Genomic DNA, 16,039 nt, shown 5'->3' with positions numbered 1-16,039 from the left:
GCTTCGGCACCAACCGGCTCCTACCGAAGATCCTCGATCTACCCGAACACGTTTGGATCAACAAACCAGAGGCGGAACCTCAGGCCGCATAACTCCCGCTGGCCTCAAATCCTTGACACGTTCCGTCGTCCAGAGTGTGATGGCGGCCACGGTAACGTGGAACGACGGTTATCCTCCGCTCAGGGGAACGTTCTACTCCCCCGGCTCGGTCATCACCTGACCACTACTTCCGCTGAAAAGCCCTCCCAGAGCGGACGCTGACAGTCCGCCCGTCATCGGGAGGGCTTCAGCATGTCCGCCCCATCAGGGTCATGCCGTCCCAGGCTCACCGGATGAGTTGAGACCGAACTGGCCCACGTACCGTCAACGGCACGGAGGCTGGCGTTGACGAGACGACTGGCCGGCGGGCCAACATGCGTAACGGCCACGGGGCGAAGACGGTGCCGACTGAGGTCGGGCCGTGCGATCCCCCGTCGAGCAACGGCCACGGGGCTCCGTCCCACCCGGCCACGACGACGGCCGTCCGAAAGCCGGCGCGTCACCTGCTCCAAATTTGCTCCCAACGTAAGGGGCAGAATCAGAACGGTTCGTTACCGAAGATCCGGCAACGAACCGCATGACCTGCTTATATAGCTGGTGGGCGATACTGGATTTGAACCAGACCTCTTCCGTGTCAAGGGACGATCCGCAACCCTCCGACCAGCAGGGATACGAGTACCCCTGGTAGGTGCGGGGCGGATTAGAGCAGCTCAGACGGGTTGAGCGCCGTTCGGCGCTGTTGGGAGCGCCCTCCTGCTCCCAATTTGCTCCCCACCACCCTCGTCCAGCGGCGACAGCAGCGGGGGGCGAGTGCGCTGGCAGCCGATGTGCGGGCGTTCGCTCGTCGCTGACCGCTCGGGCGAGTGAGGGCGGCCGGTAGGGGCGCGGCTCGACCCTTCCAGGCCGAGCCGCTTTGTCACGCGCGGGTGAACTCCATGACCCAGTTCGATTCCCAGGTCTGTCCGCCGTCGGCGGAGAATTCCTGCTCCCACCGCGCCGAGGTGGGTGTGATGTCGGACCAGATGAAGTGTGCCTTGATCGGCTTGCCGTCGTAGGTGTCGTCGCCGTAGAAGTCGCCCCGGCCGTCGGTGAAGGTGCCCACGACCGGCGGGTCGAGCAGGCCGGTACGGCTGCTTGCCCAGTAGATCGACCACTCCTTTCGTTCGACGTCGAACAGACGCAGGGTGAAGCCACGGCTGCCGAGCGTCGGGAAGATGATCTCTTCAGCGTGGCCGGCGCCGTTGAAGATCGACCGGCAGGTTGTGGTGCCGGGGAAGGTCTCCCAGTCGTCGCTGCCGGCGAACAGCGTCTTGAGCCGACGGTTGACCACGTTCCACGAGCCGATGAAAAAGTCGAAGTCGTTCATGACGACGATCATGGCGGGCTACCCCTGACATCTTCTGTCAGTGGCCTGGCAGACTTTCCCAAATGCGTGCCAGTCGACTGTTGTCCCTGCTGCTGTTGCTGCAGAATCGGGGTCGGATGAGCGCCGCACAGCTGGCCACGGAACTCGGTGTCACCGCCCGGACCGTCTACCGCGACGTCGAGGCCCTCGCCGCGGCGGGCGTGCCGATCTACGCCGAATCGGGCCCCACCGGTGGATACCAACTCATGGACGGCTACCGCACCCGACTGACCGGGCTGACCGCCGACGAGGCCGAATCGCTGTTCCTGACCGGCATGCCGCAGCCAGCCGCCGAACTGGGCCTGGGCGCCCAGGTGGCCGCCGCCGAACTCAAACTGATGGCGGCGCTGCCCACCCCGTACCGGGATGCGTCGATACGCATCCGGCAGCGGTTCCACCTCGACGCACCCGGCTGGTACCGGCAGCCCGACACGGTGCCGCACCTGCTCGCCGTAGCCGAGGCACTCTGGCAGGACCAGGCCATCGAGGTCCGGTACCGTCGCTGGGCACCCCGGCCCGGCGAGGTCACCCGGCGGCTGCACCCGCTGGGACTCGTACTCAAGGCCGGGGTCTGGTACCTGATCGCCGCCGGACGAGGCCAGCCACGCACCTACCGCGTCTCGGCCATCGTGGACCTGCGGCCGCTGCCCGAGCGGTTCGCCCGGCCTGACGGCTTCGATCTGCCCGAGTTCTGGCGGGCGCACGTCGAACGGTACGAGCGGGCCGACACCGACGAGGTCGCCACCGTACGCCTCACGCCGAACGGGGTCACCGCCCTCCCCGACGTCCTCGGTCCGAAGGCCGCCCGGCTGGCGCGGCGCACCCTTACGCCCGCCGACCCGGACGGCTGGCGCCAAGCCACCATCCCGTTGGAGAACGTGCCACACACCGCCGCGACCCTGCTCCGGCTCGGCGCGGACGTCCAGGTTCTCGCCCCCGCGCAGCTCGTCGCCCGCATGACCGACACGATCCAGGCGATGGCCCGCCTCTATCCCACATGACCAACACGAGCAGTACCACGGCGGCCCACGCACGCTCATGCCGCGACTCGCTCGCTACGCCGCGGTGGCGTACCAGGTCGGTTACATCACGGTGACCGGGTAACCGATCGCGGCGACGTCTCTTCGGAGATCGGCGACGGTGGCGTGTGGGTTCAGCGCCCGTACCACGGCGTCGCTGAGCGGCCGGTGTGCGACGACGTGCTCGACCACCACACGGTCCACCTCCATCTCGTAGTAGTCGCCGGCAAACTCGACGAACCGGTCGACGATGTCGTCCAGCAGGATCTCCAGCATCGCGGAGCCGTCCGGCCCGGGGTCGTACGGTCCGCGCGACGGAGGAAAGGTGATGCCCGCACCGGCGCCCCAGCGGTCGTCACCGGCCAGCCGCCACAGCACGGCGGTGGCGAGGAACCTTCCCGACTCGTCAGAGAACGCGGGTTCCTTCAGTTGCGGAGACAACACCGCCGGGATGCCGTCGGTCAGGCCGGGCCACACCCCGCGGTCCGGATCGCGGTACGGCGACATCGCCGACTCGTGGTCGAAGACCCGGATGAACGCGCCATCGCCGGTGAACACGACCGCCCACTCATCACCGCCGTCGTTGCTCATCAGCGCCGCCTCGTCGTCACCCCACTGCGTGTAGCCGTAGTACGGCGCGCCACCGTCAATCACACACTCCAGCACGGCCAGCGCTTTGCACCGCTGCCGCAGCACGTCGATGCCGGGCAGGCCGGCGGCGATGTCGTACACGTCCACCGGATGACCCTACGCGGCGGGTACGACGTGATCACCCACCTGGTTGCCCCTCGCGGCGGCCGTACGCTCCGGTCGCCTCGCACCTGACGGCCGCGATGAGTGGCACACCGCGAGCCACCACCGGTCAGTCGAGTGTGATGGGTTGGGCATCGTGCGCTATCCACAGGCCCGGTCCACGGTCCAGCCGTGGGCGCGCTCCCCGCGGCAACGGCAACGGCCACGGCAACCGTACGGTGCTGGCCGCGGATGCGGGCGGGAACATGTGCGGCAGCGTCGGCCCGACGGCCGTGGCAAGCGTGCCGTCGTCGCCGGAGTGCATGACCCGGTTGACCACACCCATCGCGACGTGTCCGGTCCGGATTTCGGCGGCCGCGGCCGCGACGTCAGGCAGCGTCAGATCGGCGAGCAGCCGCCGTACCAGGACACCCTCGCCCCACAACGCCTCCGCCGGGATCGGGAGCCGGCCCAGCCAGGGCAACAGGATCGCCGCCCGGCCGGTGAGCGACGGCATGGCGTCGGTGAGCCGTCGACGGACGTCGTCGATCCGCGCATCGGACAGCTCGCCGGCCTGCTGACCGGTGACCGTGACCAACACCGGGTGCAACACGTCAGGGATCCGGCGCTCGACCAGGTACCGCTTGCCGACTTTCCCGGCGGGCGGAACTGCGGGCGACCCTCGTGCAGGTTCAACAGGTCGGCCAGCGGCGCCACGAAGCAGGCCAGTTGGCCCGGCACCCCGTGCCCGGCCAGAAACAGGTGGAGCGCCGCCGGATCCGCCACGGCGGGGTCGTTACGGAACCGCGACCGCTCCCAACTGACCGAGCCGTAACCATGATGCCCAACACCTCGCCCCCGCTGTCGCGGAGCACGAGCGTCGGCCCACCCCGACAACGACAGATGTCACCGGTGAACCGGCCCGTCGTGGTCAACACACGCAACGCCTCGGCCGTCCCAGCCCCGCGTAGCTCGGCCAGAACCGCACGATCGGGAAGAGGACCACCATCCTCACCCCCTTCGACGACCTGCACCAGGCGTGTTCGGGACCAGACATCATCAAGCCATCCGATCATCCGCACCCTCCTGCAACCGGCCGTCCGGCGGAATTCCTGGGACTGTACAAATAACGGCTGATCGACCGATCAAGGGAGAGACGCCAGATGACGACCGAGACCACCGTGGGACAGCCGGCTGCCGAGCCGTCGGGTGCGGTCACGGACGAGCAGTTGATCGCAATGTTGGTCGATCGGGCTCGTGGTGACGGGCTGAAGCTGACTGGTGAGGGTGGGCTGCTGCAACAGCTCACGAAGGATGGGCGGCCGGTTCCCGCAGGCCGGAGCCGCTCCACCCGGGGGCTTCCAGCCACCGGAAGGCATGCAACTGCCGGACGGCATGCAGCTACCGGAGGGTATGCCGCGTCCGGACGGCGACGCCGCCGGTGGGCGGGGTCGGCCGCCGGTGGGCGGGGTCGGCCGGGCGGTCTCGGCGGCAACAAGCTCAAGGAACGTTTCCTTGCCAGCGCCGCTTTCAAGCCGGTGTACGAGGACGCCTACCGCGACCTCTACCAGAAGATCTACGCGGACGGGACGGCGTTGAACGCCATCGAGAGCATCACCAAGGTGCTGTCCACCGTCGACGGCTACGACGAGCAGAAGACGACGGCGGACGTCGAGCAACTGAAGACGCTCCTCCGGCAACGGACGTCGCATCTCGCCACCGACAGCGTCATCACCAGCGGGTGAGGTGTTAACCGGGCGACGGGACGCAGAACCCTGCGGCCGGTGGTGTGCCTTGGAGGCACACCACCGGCCGCAAGCGGCGTGCAGCTACGGAGCGGTGCCGGTCCCGGATCCGCCCGACCGATGTCGGTAACAGCGGGACAGCGGAGTCGATGGGCCCCGTAGCCACGGGTGACGATGCGGGGCGCAGCACGCGAGCTGCGGATTTGCGCGCTCCTGCCGATCGGACCGAACCTGGGCCTACGGCGTGGTGGTTGCGGTCGGGCGGAGCACGTCACACGCCTGCATGGCCTCGGCGACCTTCGGGTCCCTGGTAGCCGGGTTGGCCCGCAGGTCGACACCCCGGTCGGCGAGGCAGTTGCGGTACGCCGCGCTGGCGTCGCGGTTGCCGCCGCCCGGGCCGTCTTGGCCGCCGGGGCCGTTGCCTGCCGGGCCGCCGCTGGGCCGCACCGATGCGCAGGCTTCCTGAGCCCTCTGCCAGGTCGCGTCGTCGACTCCCTCCGGGCGGAAGCCACCCATCCGGCCGCCGCCCGGCCCACCGGACGGGAACGCGGTGGGACGCCCGGATGGGAAGCCGCTGGGTCGGCCCGAGGGGAACGCGGTCGGCCGGCCGGAGGGGAACGCGCTGGGTCGGCCGGAGGGGAAGGTGTTCGAGATGTCGATGCCCTGGTCGCGGAGGCAGTCGAGGTATGCCGAGGCTCCGTTCGGCGCGCCTGTGGGGTCCTGGCCGGGGTCGCTGGATCCGCCGTCGCCGTCCGAGCCGCAGCCGGCCGCCAGGAGCAGCGCCGCCGACCCGGCGGCCAGCGCCAGCGTCCATCGCGGGCGGGGAGACTGTCGCGTGCGCAGAGACACAGGTCCTCCATCCTCGTCGTGCCGCCGGATCGGGAAACGCGGCACGCTGGCCAATGCAACCGCCACTACCTCCGGGCCAGGTCAGACCAAGCTCAAAGAACCCTTCGAATCGACTCTGAGGGAACTCCGAGGTACGGCTCAGCCACCTGCGAGGTGAGGCACCGATACTCGCCGCTCATGGGCTTGTTCCGGAAAAGATGGCGTGGCCGCGGCCGGCTCGCCATGTGCGGCGTCGCCGCGCTGGTCGTGATCGGCACTGCGGTGGCGTGGACGCTGCACAGGGCAGAGCCGGCCCCGACGGACGGGAGTGACACCGTACGGGTTGACCGGGGTGAGGTGGTCACGGCTGTCGCGACGACCGGAACCCTCGAGCCGGCACAGACGCGCACGCTCGGCTTCGCCGCCGACGGCACGGTGACGGCGGTCAACGTACGCCCCGGAGATCAGGTGAAGACTGGTCAGGTACTCGCCGAGATCGACGCCACCGGCGCGGAGGAGCGGGTCGCCGACACGCAGAAGTCGCTCGACGACGCGGAGGAGGCCCTGCAGGACGCGGAGAAGGCGGCCGACGGCAGGGCCGGCGCCTGCCCCGTCTCCGCACCCCGGACCGGGCAGGCCGTCGAGGTTGGCATGGTCGCCGGTCGCGGCGCGCCGCCGTCGCCGTCGGTCACGCCGTCGGTGTCACCGAGCAGCCAGCCGTCGCCGTCGCCGACCCGGTCAACTCGACCGCCCGCCGGCCAGCCGTCGGCGAGCCAGCCACCCCACTCCGCTGGCGGCCAGGCACCCGGCAGTGGTCAGGTACCAGGTGGTCAGGTACCGGACGGTCAGGCGCCGGGTGGCGGCCGGGGTGCCGAGTGTTCCGGTCAGCGGGCCGGGGATCCAGTACTCGCAGCGCAGCAGCGGGTGACGAGCGCCGAGGTCGCGCTCGCCGAGGCGGAGGACCGGCTGGCCGGTACGAAGATCAAGGCGCCGATCGGCGGAAAGGTGCTCACGGTGGCCGGCGCGGTGGGTGCCGACGTCGGCACCGGCGGCACGTTCGTCACCCTCGCCGACGTGGCGGGCATGCAGGTGGCCGCCGATGTCCCGGAGGCATACGCGGGCCGCCTGAAGATCGGCCAGAGCGCGACCATCACGCTCGCGAACCGGCCGGACGAGGAGTTCACCGCCCGGGTCGTACGGGTCGACCCGGTCGGCGCCGCCGACGGCGACCTGGTGCGCTACGGCGTCGTCCTCGCCTTCGAGACGGTTCCGGCGGAGCTTCTGGTGGGCCAGAGCGCGAACGTGCGGGTGCGTACCGGTGAGGTCACCGGGGTGCTGCGGGTGCCCTCGACGGCGGTGCGCGGCGACGGAACCGTCATGGTCAGGACCGCCGCCGGCGATCAGGCCCGGGCCGTCGAGGTCGGGCTGCGCGGCGACCGATACACGGAGATCAAGACTGGGCTGGTCGGGGGCGACGAGGTGGTCACAGCCGGCGTCGAGGGAAGTCCCAGCTAATTCTGAGGTAGCTCCGATAGAAGGGATGACGTGGCTGGACGGTTGACCCGGGTGCTCGTCGTCGACGACGAGCCCAATATCTGTGCCCTGCTGTCGGCGACGCTGCGGCTCATCGAGTTCGACGTACGGGTCGCCGCTGGTGGGTACGAGGCGTTGGCGGCGGCGGTCGAGTTCGAGCCGGACCTGGTGGTGCTGGACGTGATGCTGCCCGACCTCGACGGGTTCCAGGTCGCGCAGCGGCTGCGGGCCGGGCCGGGCCCCCACGTTCCGGTGCTGTTCCTGACCGCCCGCGACGCGGTCGAGGACCGCATCTCCGGCCTGACCGTCGGCGCCGACGACTACGTCACCAAGCCGTTCAGCCTCGAGGAGGTGGTGCTGCGCATCCGGGCGATCCTGCGTCGCAGCCGCATCGAGCCGGACGGCGACACCGGCGTGCTGCGGTACGCCGACGTCGAGCTCGACGAGGACGCGCACGAGGTGCGTCGCGGCGGCCGGCTGGTCGACCTGTCGCCGACCGAGTTCAACCTGCTGCGCTACCTGCTGGTGAACGCGGGCCGGGTGGTGAGCAAGGCGCAGATCCTGGACCGGGTCTGGAACTACGACTTCGGCGGCGACGGCCGGATCGTCGAGTCGTACGTCTACTACCTCCGTAAGAAGATCGACTGCTGGGAGCCGCCCTTGATCCACACGGTCCGTGGTGTGGGTTACGCGCTGCGCCGGCCCCCGGACGAATGAGAATGCCCAGGTGGCGACAGTGGACGTTGCGGTCCCGCCTCGTCGTCGCCGTCGCCGCGCTCAGCGCCGTCGCCCTGGTCGTGTCGAACGCGGCAGGCATCGTGCTGCTGCGTCAGTACCTCACCGACCAGATCGACAACCAGCTCGCCGGGATGCGGCACGTCGCGGCCCGCCCGTTCCCGCCCGACCAGGCCGGCGACAGCCCGTTCCCCCGGGGCCGCTTCGACATGTATCGCACCATCCTGGTCTTCGACTCCGCCGGCCGCCGGCTGCCGTCCCCGTCGCCCGACGAGATCTCACCACCCGAGGTGGGGGCGCTCGCCGCGCTGCGGGAGAAGGCGGACGACGGGCCGTTCACCGTGGAGTCCGTCGACGGCGAGGACCACTGGCGGGTGGCGGTGGTCACCCAACCCGACGGCGGAGTGGCCGTACCGGCGATCTCGCTCCGACAGGTCGAGGCGACCGCCGACCTGCTGCTCGCCATCGACCTGGTCGTGATGCTCGTCGTGCTGTTCCTGCTCGCGCTGGTCGCCGCCGCGGTGGTCCGGATCGGCCTGCGCCCACTGATCCGGATGGAGAGCACCTCCGCCGCGATCACCGCCGGCGACCTGACCCACCGCGTCGACGACGCCGACCCGCACACCGAGTCGGGCCGGCTGGGCATCGCGCTGAACTCGATGCTCGACCGGATCGAGTCGGAGGTCGCCGCGCGGACCGCGTCCGAGCAGCGACTCCGGCAGTTCGTCGCCGACGCGTCGCACGAGCTGCGCACCCCGCTCACCTCGATCCGCGGCTTCGCCGAGCTGTACCGACGCGGCGGAGCGCCGCCCGGACGGCTACTCGACGAGACGATGTCCCGGATCGAGGGCGAAGCCGCCCGGATGGGGCTGCTGGTCGAGGACATGCTGCTGCTGGCCCGGCTGGACCGCCAGAGGAAGCCGCAGCGGCGCCCGGTCGACCTGCTCGCGATCGCCGCCGACACGATCCGCGACGCGCACGCCCGCCGCCCCGACCGCCCGGTCCGGCTGGCCAGCTTCGGCGGCGACCAGTGCGCGTTCGACCCGGTGACGGTCCTCGGCGACGAGCACGGACTACGCCAGGTCGCCACCAACCTGGTCGCGAACGCGCTGCAGCACACACCGCCGCAGACCGACATCACCGTACGGGTCGGCCGGCTCGCCACCTACCGGCCCCGCCGTCACACGGCCGCGACGGTCGGCGAGGAGCCGCCACCGCGTACGCCGCTCGCCGTGTTCGAGGTCGCCGACAACGGCCCCGGCCTGCCACCGGAACACGCCGGCCGGGTCTTCGAGCGGCTCTACCGGGCCGATCCGAGCCGCGCCCGCAGCAACGGCGGCTCCGGGCTCGGTCTGTCGATCGTCGCCGCGATCGTGCACGGTCACGGCGGCCGGGTCGAACTGGAGACAAGCCCCGGCCAGGGGGCCGCGTTCCGGGTGCTGCTGCCCACCGGTTCCCAGTCAGCTTTGAGCTAGCGCGGGGCTTGCTCCGAGCCGCCTCCTGCAAGCTGTCGCGCATGCGCCACACCCTCCCGAGGCTGCGCAGGCCGTCGCTTCCGAGACTGCGGACGTCGCCAGCCCTGATCGTCAACGTCATCCTCGCCCTGGCCGTGGCCGGCGCGGCCACCTGGGCGTACACGTCGTTCAGCACCGCAGAGGCCGCCGAGCCGGGCTCCGGCGGTAGCCGCACCGTCGCCGCGGCCCACGGTACGGTCACCGCGACGGTCTCCGCCGCCGGCAGCGTCCGTAGCGCCTCGACGGCGACGGCCACGTTCGCCACCTCCGGCACCGTCACCGCGATCCGGGTGCAGGTCGGCGACAAGGTGACCAAGGGCCAGGCGCTGGCGGTGGTGGACGACACCGCCGCGCGGCGGCAATTCGACGCCGCCCGGGCCAACCTCGACGCCGCGCAGGCCGCGCTCGACCGGGCGCAGGATGCCGACGGCGACACCTCCGAGGCCGAGGCGCAGGTGGACCAGGCCGAACTCGACGTCGACGAGGCCGAGGACGCCGTCGCCGGTACCACCCTCAAGGCGCCGATGGCCGGCACGGTGACCGCCGTCAACGGCACCGTCGGCGGATCCGCCTCCGGAAACGGCGGCACCGGCAACAACAACAACACGAACGGCGGCGGCAACGCACCGGGCGGCACCTCCAACAGCGGCGGCGACACCGGGTCCGGGTCGGTGGCCGGCTTCATCGAGATCGCCGACCTGACCCGGCTGGAGGTCTTCGCGTCGATCGCCGAGGCGGACGCGACGAAGCTCAAAACCGGCCAGACCGGCACCGTCACCTGGAACGCCCTACCCGAGGCGCGGTCCACGGCCAAGCTCGCCGCCGTCGACCCGAACGCGACGACGGCGAACAACGTCGTCACCTACGGGGTCACGTTCACCCTCGACGACCTGCCCGACGGGGTACGCGCCGGCCAGAGCGTCAACGTGTCGGTCACCGTCGGCCAGGCCGCCAACGTCGTCTACGTCAACTCGGCCGCCGTCACCAGCGCGGGCAACCGGCACACCGTCACCGTGATGGAGAACGGCCAACGAACCGTCCGCGCGGTCGAAGTCGGCCTCGAAGGCGACAACACGACCGAGATCACGTCCGGGTTGACCGCCGGAGAGCAGGTCCTGATCGACACGCCGAGCAACTCGTCCAACCAGGGGACATCCCCGGGCGGCGGCTTCCCCGGCGGCGGAGCGGGACCCGGCGGCGGGTTCCCCGGCGGCGGAGGCCCGCCCGGCGGCGGACGGCTCGGAGGTGGCCGGTGACCGTCCTCGACGTACGCGCCGTCACGAAGGTGTACGGCCAGGGCGCCGCGACCGTGCACGCACTACGCGGCGTGTCGCTGACCGTCGCACGCGGCGAATACGTGGCGATCATGGGTTCGTCCGGCTCCGGCAAGTCGACCCTGATGAACATCCTCGGCTGCCTCGACATCCCCACCACCGGCCAGTACCTGCTCGACGGCGTCGACGTGAGCCGGCTCAACGACCGCCAACTCGCCCTGGTCCGCAACCGACGTATCGGCTTCGTCTTCCAGTCGTTCAACCTGATCCCCCGCACCACTGCGGTCGCCAACGTCGAACTGCCCTTGGCCTACGCCGGGATCAAGGCGGCCGGGCGCCGTCGACGGGCCCGAGCCGCCCTGGACCTGGTCGGGCTCGCCCAGCGCGCAGACCACGAGCCGAACCAGCTCTCCGGCGGCCAGCAGCAGCGCGTCGCGGTGGCCCGAGCCCTGGTCACCGAGCCCGCCCTGGTGCTCGCCGACGAACCGACCGGCAACCTCGACAGCCGGTCGACCGAGGACATCCTCGGCATCTTCGACGACCTGCACGCCGCCGGCCGCACCATCCTGCTCATCACCCACGAGGACGACGTCGCCGCCCGCGCCAGCCGCCTGATCCGGCTCGTCGACGGCCAGCTCGTCACCGACGTCCTACAGCAGCGGGTGCCGGCATGAGCATCCTCGAGGTGCTGCGGTTCGCGGTACGCGGGATCGGCGCCAACAAACTCCGCTCCGGCCTCACCATGCTCGGCATCCTGATCGGCGTCGCGGCCGTGATCCTGCTGGTCGCCGTCGGCAACGGTTCCGCCCGTCAGGTCGCCGACCGGATCGAGGCACTGGGCACCAAAACCCTGACCGTGCAGGGTGTCGGCGGCAGCGACGCCCTCACCCCGACCGTCGCCGACGCGCTCGACGACCCCGTCCTCGCCCCCGACATCGCGTCGGTGTCACCCGTGACCAGCACCCAGGCGACCCTGACCTACCAGGGCACCGATTACTCGGCACAACAACTCGTCGGCAGCACCCCGAGCTACTTCGCCGCGTCGAACTCGCCGGTCGGCGCCGGCGCGACGTTCACCGCCGACGACGTCACACAGGGCCGCCCCGTCGTGGTGATCGGGCAGACCGTCGCCGACGAACTGTTCCCCGGCGTCGACCCCGTCGGCAAGGAGATCACCGCCAACGGTGCCCTGTTCACGGTCATCGGCGTACTGGACGAGAAGAGCAGCGCCTCCGGCTTCATGGACGCCAACGACGTCGCGATCGCACCACTGACCGCGGTCCAGCAGGCACTGACCGGCTACGGGGCGCTCACCTCGATCGTGGTCGAGGCCCGTACCCCGGAGAAGGTGACGGACGCGCAGGCACAGGCCTCCCTGATCCTGTCCCAGCGAATCCAGACGCCCGCCACCTCGAACACCCAGCCGTACCGCATCCAGAACGCGTCCCAGCTCCTGCAGACCCAGACCGAGACGGCCGACACGTTCACCACCCTGCTCGGCGCCGTCGCCGGCATCAGCCTGCTGGTCGGCGGCATCGGCATCACCAACATCATGCTCGTCACGGTCACCGAACGCACCCGCGAGATCGGCATCCGCAAAGCCCTCGGCGCACCACGACGGGCCATCCTTACCCAATTCCTGGCCGAGGCCACCATGCTGAGCCTGCTCGGCGGCGGCTTGGGCGTCGCCGCCGCCTACATCGGCAGCAACTTCACCATCGTCGGCGTCCGACCGGTCATCGTGCCCAGCTCGATCGCGCTCGCCCTGTGCGTATCGGTCGCGATCGGGCTCTTCTTCGGCAGCGTGCCTGCCAACCGGGCAGCCCGGCTCCGTCCCATCGACGCCCTCCGCTACGAATAACCCCAGGAGAACCTTGTGACTGCATCCACATTGGACGTCGAACTCGCCGCCGCGGCGAACCGCCGCTGGTGGAACAGGACAACACTCGTCCTCGCCGTCGCGCTACTCCTCGTCGGCGGCCTGGTAGCCGGAATCGAGGTACAGAAAGCATTCGGCGCACAACCCACCAGCACAGGACCAGGCGGGTTCCGGGGACAGGGCGGCTTCACCCCACCCACCGCCTTCCCAGGCGGCGGCGCACCCGGCGGCGGCACCCAAGACGGACGAGGACGAGCCGCAGCCACCACCGGAACCGTGAAACTCGTCGATGGCACCACCATCTACCTACAGACAGAGTCAGGCGAGGTGATCACCATCCGCACCGACGGCGACACGAACGTGCAGGTTCCCGGCGAGTTGAAGGCTTTCAAGGCCGGCGACAAGGTCAGCGCCGACGGCGACACCGACGCCGACGGCTCGATAACCGCGTCGACGCTCACGAAAACCGACTGAGGCCACGACACGCAGCCAACGGAGAGCGCGATGAACGACGCGTCGGACACCGGCGGAGCCATCTGGGTGTTCGGTGACATCACCCGCGTCGCCGGCCTGAGCCTGCACCTACCAGCCACATGGTCCATCCGACCAAGCCAGGACATCACCAATATCAAATCCGGCGACCTCGTACTGCTCGTCCACCCGACCATCAACGAAGTCGTCGCCATGGATCGGCAACTCGCCCACCGACCACAACTGGTAGTGCTGCTCGACGAATCAAGCCCGGCGGCCACCATAGCCGCAGTACTTGGGGCAGGAGCCGACGTGTGCGTGCGCGCCAGTGCAACCGCTGTCCTGGCCAGCCACCTACTCGCCTGCCGCCGTCGGCTGCACCGCGCGAGCTGACTCCTCGTCGACCGTGACCACACGGCGATCAGGCTCCCCATCCCTCGTGACGACGAGGTCCGGACAACTCCACCACAGGTGTGCACGACAGCAGACTCAGTAGTAGTTCCGGGGCTGTCTCGCCAACGGAGACCTCTCTGCTGCCGGCGGGTTGACAAGAGAGGTGTGCCGTTGGCGAGACAGCCCCCGTTGAACGAGTTTTGGCACCGTACAGGCCTCCGGGGTTGGTCAGTGGTGCTTCGAAACGCGCAGCGGGAAGGTCGGGGCGCCGACGGTGTCGAGCGTCGTGGTGTTCGCCGCCAGGTAGCTGTCCAGATACGGCGACCGGTCGCCCTGGGTGGGCGAGTCGAACCGGGGATCCTGCACCGCCAAGCCGAGCCGGGCGTCGGTGACCGTGACGGTCTGGCCCGAGGGGACCGGGCGCCAGCCCCGCGAGGTGATGGTGCCGATCTGGACCCCGAGCCGGTGCCCGCGCTCGAAGGTCCAGTCGTTCGCCTTCAGCGGGAACCGCGTGGACCCGTCGCCGTCCAGCGCCGCCACCATCTCGTTGAACATCGTCGCCCGGCCGTCTGGGGCGACGTCCCACAGCCGCACCCAGACGTTGCCCGCCCCCTGTGTCTTCAGGGTGATCTCCGGGGTGCCCGTGACGCGCACCCGCTTCGCCGCTGCCGTGGAGAAGCTCCAGTAGTTGTTGCCCGGCGCGTCGGCGGCCAGCGCACCCGCCCGCGAACCGGCCTCCGGCGCGTGCTCGATGTCCCAGCCCGCGGTCATCGGCTCGGCGGTGCGCTGCGCAGCCTGGCCGCCGTCGTCGACGTACCGACCGGGCGACAACCGCGCCGTGTACGAGTCGTGCGTCACCGGCCACGTCGACTGGGCGCGCCAGTTGCCGAGACTGTCCGCGACGGCGAACGCCGGGTCTTTCACCGACGGTGCGATGCCCCGCAGGTGCAGGTCGTAGAAGCGCATCACCTCGTCGAACCAGCCGGCCCGGCCCATCTTGAGCCGGCCCTCGTCGTCGGTCTCGTTGCCGCGGACGTGTTCCCAATGACCGAGCCAGCCCCGTTTCGGGCCCTTGTGGTTGGCCAGGTACTGCTGCATGTCCTCGGGCTTGGTGTTGGGCTCGATGAAGCCCGACGTGACGAACAAGGGCGTGCGGGTGCCGGCAGCGCGGGCGGCGAAGTCACGGGCACGCCAGTACGCCGAGTTCGGGTCGCGGTTCTGAGTGTCGGTGTTGTTGGCGATCTCGCACTCGGGGTGGCTCTTCTCCCACTCCGCGTTGGCCTTGTAGCGGTCGCTGTCGTCGGGCAGCGGCGCCATCGTCGCGATCGAGTAGTAGCCGCGCGGGCTGCTGGTCGCGTTGGAGCGCGGCACTCCGTTGCTGAACAGGTAGTTGTACCTGTCCCAGGTCGGTTGTTGGGCCACGACCGCCCGCAGCGGCTTGAGCTTGAGGACGTTGGCCGCCAGTCCGGTGTTGGCGTCGTAGGACTTGCCGTACATGCCGACCTTTCCCGTCGACCACGGCTGGCGCGCGGCCCACTCGACGGCCGCCTTAACGTCGGCCTGCTCGCCCGGGCCGAGGAAGTCCAGGCAGCCCGTGCTGCCGCCGAAGCCGCGCAGGTCGACCATCACGAAGGTGTAGCCACGCGCCATGAGCCGCGCGCCGTCGATCAGGTCCTGGAAGCGCCCCGACGGACCGACCTGGTCGAAGCCGCCGGGAGAGGTCTCCCCGGCGTGCGCGAAGTACGGACCCACCGACAGGATCACCGGCGTCTTCGCATGCGCCGGCAGGTGTGCCGGACGCAGCACGTCGGCGTGCAGCTCGACGCCGCTGCCGTCCGACGACGGGAAGTACGCCTCCGTCCACGCCGCCCCTTCGGGAACCCGTGGGTTGTCCTCGTGGCTGATCGGCGCGCCATCGGACGTCGGTGCGGCCTGTGCCACCGAGGGTAGGCCCGTGGTGAGGCTCGCGATGATGGCCAGCGCACCTGCCGCCGCGACGGGTCCGGCCATCCTCCTCCGAACAGTCATCCAACCTCCGCCTAACTCCAGACGAGGCCACCTGGTTGGCCATTGATGCTAGCGATCATTGGCGGCCAGGTATCCCACAGTTACCTCGCCGTGACCTTAGGACCACCGCCGACTCAACCCCGAACCCGCCGCGATGCTGCCGGTGCCGGGCTGGTCGGGCCGGTGTTCGCGGGCGACCGCGCCGGCCAGCGCGTCGCCCGCCGCCGCCGGCGCCGATCAAGCGTTGCTGGGGGCGCTCCGCCGTACGGTGCCCGAAAGTACCCCCTCTAGTGCTCTGTTTCGTAAATAGCTATCCGTTTAGTAGGCTGTGCGTGTGCCGCGTGCTGCCGCACCGCTGGTGCTCGAAACCGGTCAACGGGAACTGCTGGAGTCTCTTGCCAAGTCGCGTACGGTCGAGCATCGGCTGGTGCAGCGGGCGCAGGTGCTGCTGCGCGCCGCGGACGG

The 16,039-nt window shown here is 70.1% G+C and carries 15 protein-coding genes; 10 read left to right on the top strand and 5 right to left on the bottom strand.

The features are described 5' to 3' along the window. Positions 1 to 955: 955 nt before the first annotated feature. Positions 956 to 1,405: a hypothetical protein gene (locus tag ABGB05_RS36210; RefSeq protein ID WP_347658547.1), complete on the bottom strand. Its 450-nt coding sequence runs from the start codon at positions 1,403 to 1,405 to the stop codon at positions 956 to 958. A 62-nt stretch (positions 1,406 to 1,467) separates the two neighbouring features. On the opposite strand from ABGB05_RS36210, the gene ABGB05_RS36205 reads away from it, so the two are divergent. Beyond that, positions 1,468 to 2,445, top strand: a complete 978-nt coding sequence (locus tag ABGB05_RS36205; protein WP_347658546.1) for a WYL domain-containing protein — start codon at positions 1,468 to 1,470, stop codon at positions 2,443 to 2,445. Between the two features lie 81 nt (positions 2,446 to 2,526). Here ABGB05_RS36205 and ABGB05_RS36200 read toward each other — a convergent pair whose 3' ends face one another. Together ABGB05_RS36200 and ABGB05_RS36195 are read right to left on the bottom strand one after the other, a co-directional pair. Continuing rightward, positions 2,527 to 3,201, bottom strand: a complete 675-nt coding sequence (locus ABGB05_RS36200; protein ID WP_347658545.1) for a hypothetical protein — start codon at positions 3,199 to 3,201, stop codon at positions 2,527 to 2,529. Positions 3,202 to 3,325: 124 nt separating this feature from the next. Further along, on the bottom strand, positions 3,326 to 3,808 hold the full coding sequence (locus ABGB05_RS36195; RefSeq protein WP_347658544.1) for a hypothetical protein: 483 nt from the start codon (positions 3,806 to 3,808) through the stop codon (positions 3,326 to 3,328). Between the two features lie 550 nt (positions 3,809 to 4,358). Here ABGB05_RS36195 and ABGB05_RS36190 point away from each other — a divergent pair. Then, a complete protein-coding gene (locus ABGB05_RS36190) occupies positions 4,359 to 4,940 on the top strand; it encodes a hypothetical protein (protein ID WP_347658543.1) in 582 nt (193 codons plus the stop codon). 237 nt (positions 4,941 to 5,177) lie between these two features. Here the strand turns inward: ABGB05_RS36190 and ABGB05_RS36185 are convergent, their stop codons facing one another. Then, positions 5,178 to 5,789, bottom strand: a complete 612-nt coding sequence (locus ABGB05_RS36185; RefSeq protein WP_347658542.1) for a hypothetical protein — start codon at positions 5,787 to 5,789, stop codon at positions 5,178 to 5,180. Positions 5,790 to 5,966: 177 nt separating this feature from the next. Here ABGB05_RS36185 and ABGB05_RS36180 point away from each other — a divergent pair, with 177 nt between their 5' ends. From ABGB05_RS36180 to ABGB05_RS36145, 8 genes are read left to right on the top strand one after another with little or no spacing between them, the layout of a single operon-like run. Beyond that, entirely contained in the window at positions 5,967 to 7,283 is a 1,317-nt protein-coding gene (locus tag ABGB05_RS36180; RefSeq protein WP_347658541.1) for an efflux RND transporter periplasmic adaptor subunit, read from the top strand. Positions 7,284 to 7,313: 30 nt separating this feature from the next. Next, positions 7,314 to 8,018 carry a response regulator transcription factor gene (locus ABGB05_RS36175; RefSeq protein WP_347658540.1) on the top strand — a complete coding sequence of 235 codons (705 nt, stop codon included), beginning with the start codon at positions 7,314 to 7,316 and terminating at the stop codon, positions 8,016 to 8,018. A 2-nt stretch (positions 8,019 to 8,020) separates the two neighbouring features. Next, on the top strand, positions 8,021 to 9,511 hold the full coding sequence (locus tag ABGB05_RS36170; protein WP_347658539.1) for a HAMP domain-containing sensor histidine kinase: 1,491 nt from the start codon (positions 8,021 to 8,023) through the stop codon (positions 9,509 to 9,511). Between the two features lie 41 nt (positions 9,512 to 9,552). After that, positions 9,553 to 10,806 carry an HlyD family efflux transporter periplasmic adaptor subunit gene (locus ABGB05_RS36165; protein WP_347658538.1) on the top strand — a complete coding sequence of 418 codons (1,254 nt, stop codon included), beginning with the start codon at positions 9,553 to 9,555 and terminating at the stop codon, positions 10,804 to 10,806. Continuing rightward, the gene (locus ABGB05_RS36160; RefSeq protein ID WP_347658537.1) at positions 10,803 to 11,498 is read left to right on the top strand and encodes an ABC transporter ATP-binding protein; all 696 of its coding nucleotides are present in this window, start codon (positions 10,803 to 10,805) and stop codon (positions 11,496 to 11,498) included. The genes ABGB05_RS36165 and ABGB05_RS36160 overlap by 4 nt, the downstream gene beginning before the upstream one ends. After that, entirely contained in the window at positions 11,495 to 12,685 is a 1,191-nt protein-coding gene (locus ABGB05_RS36155) for an ABC transporter permease (RefSeq protein WP_347658536.1), read from the top strand. Before ABGB05_RS36160 ends, ABGB05_RS36155 begins: the two co-directional genes overlap by 4 nt. Positions 12,686 to 12,715: 30 nt before the next feature. Next, a complete protein-coding gene (locus tag ABGB05_RS36150) occupies positions 12,716 to 13,177 on the top strand; it encodes a hypothetical protein (RefSeq protein ID WP_347658535.1) in 462 nt (153 codons plus the stop codon). 30 nt (positions 13,178 to 13,207) lie between these two features. Then, positions 13,208 to 13,567 (top strand): hypothetical protein, encoded by a 360-nt coding sequence (locus ABGB05_RS36145; protein WP_347658534.1) that lies wholly within the window; start codon positions 13,208 to 13,210, stop codon positions 13,565 to 13,567. Positions 13,568 to 13,795: 228 nt separating this feature from the next. On the opposite strand, the gene ABGB05_RS36140 is transcribed toward ABGB05_RS36145, so the two are convergent. After that, positions 13,796 to 15,595 carry a CocE/NonD family hydrolase gene (locus ABGB05_RS36140; protein ID WP_347658533.1) on the bottom strand — a complete coding sequence of 600 codons (1,800 nt, stop codon included), beginning with the start codon at positions 15,593 to 15,595 and terminating at the stop codon, positions 13,796 to 13,798. Positions 15,596 to 16,039 lie beyond the last annotated feature (444 nt).

The organism is Plantactinospora sp. B5E13, from assembly GCF_039871775.1.
In the GTDB taxonomy this organism is placed as follows: Bacteria; Actinomycetota; Actinomycetes; order Mycobacteriales; family Micromonosporaceae; genus Plantactinospora.
Note: the sequence above shows the minus strand (reverse complement) of the source record. Positions and strands in the feature narration are given on the sequence as shown.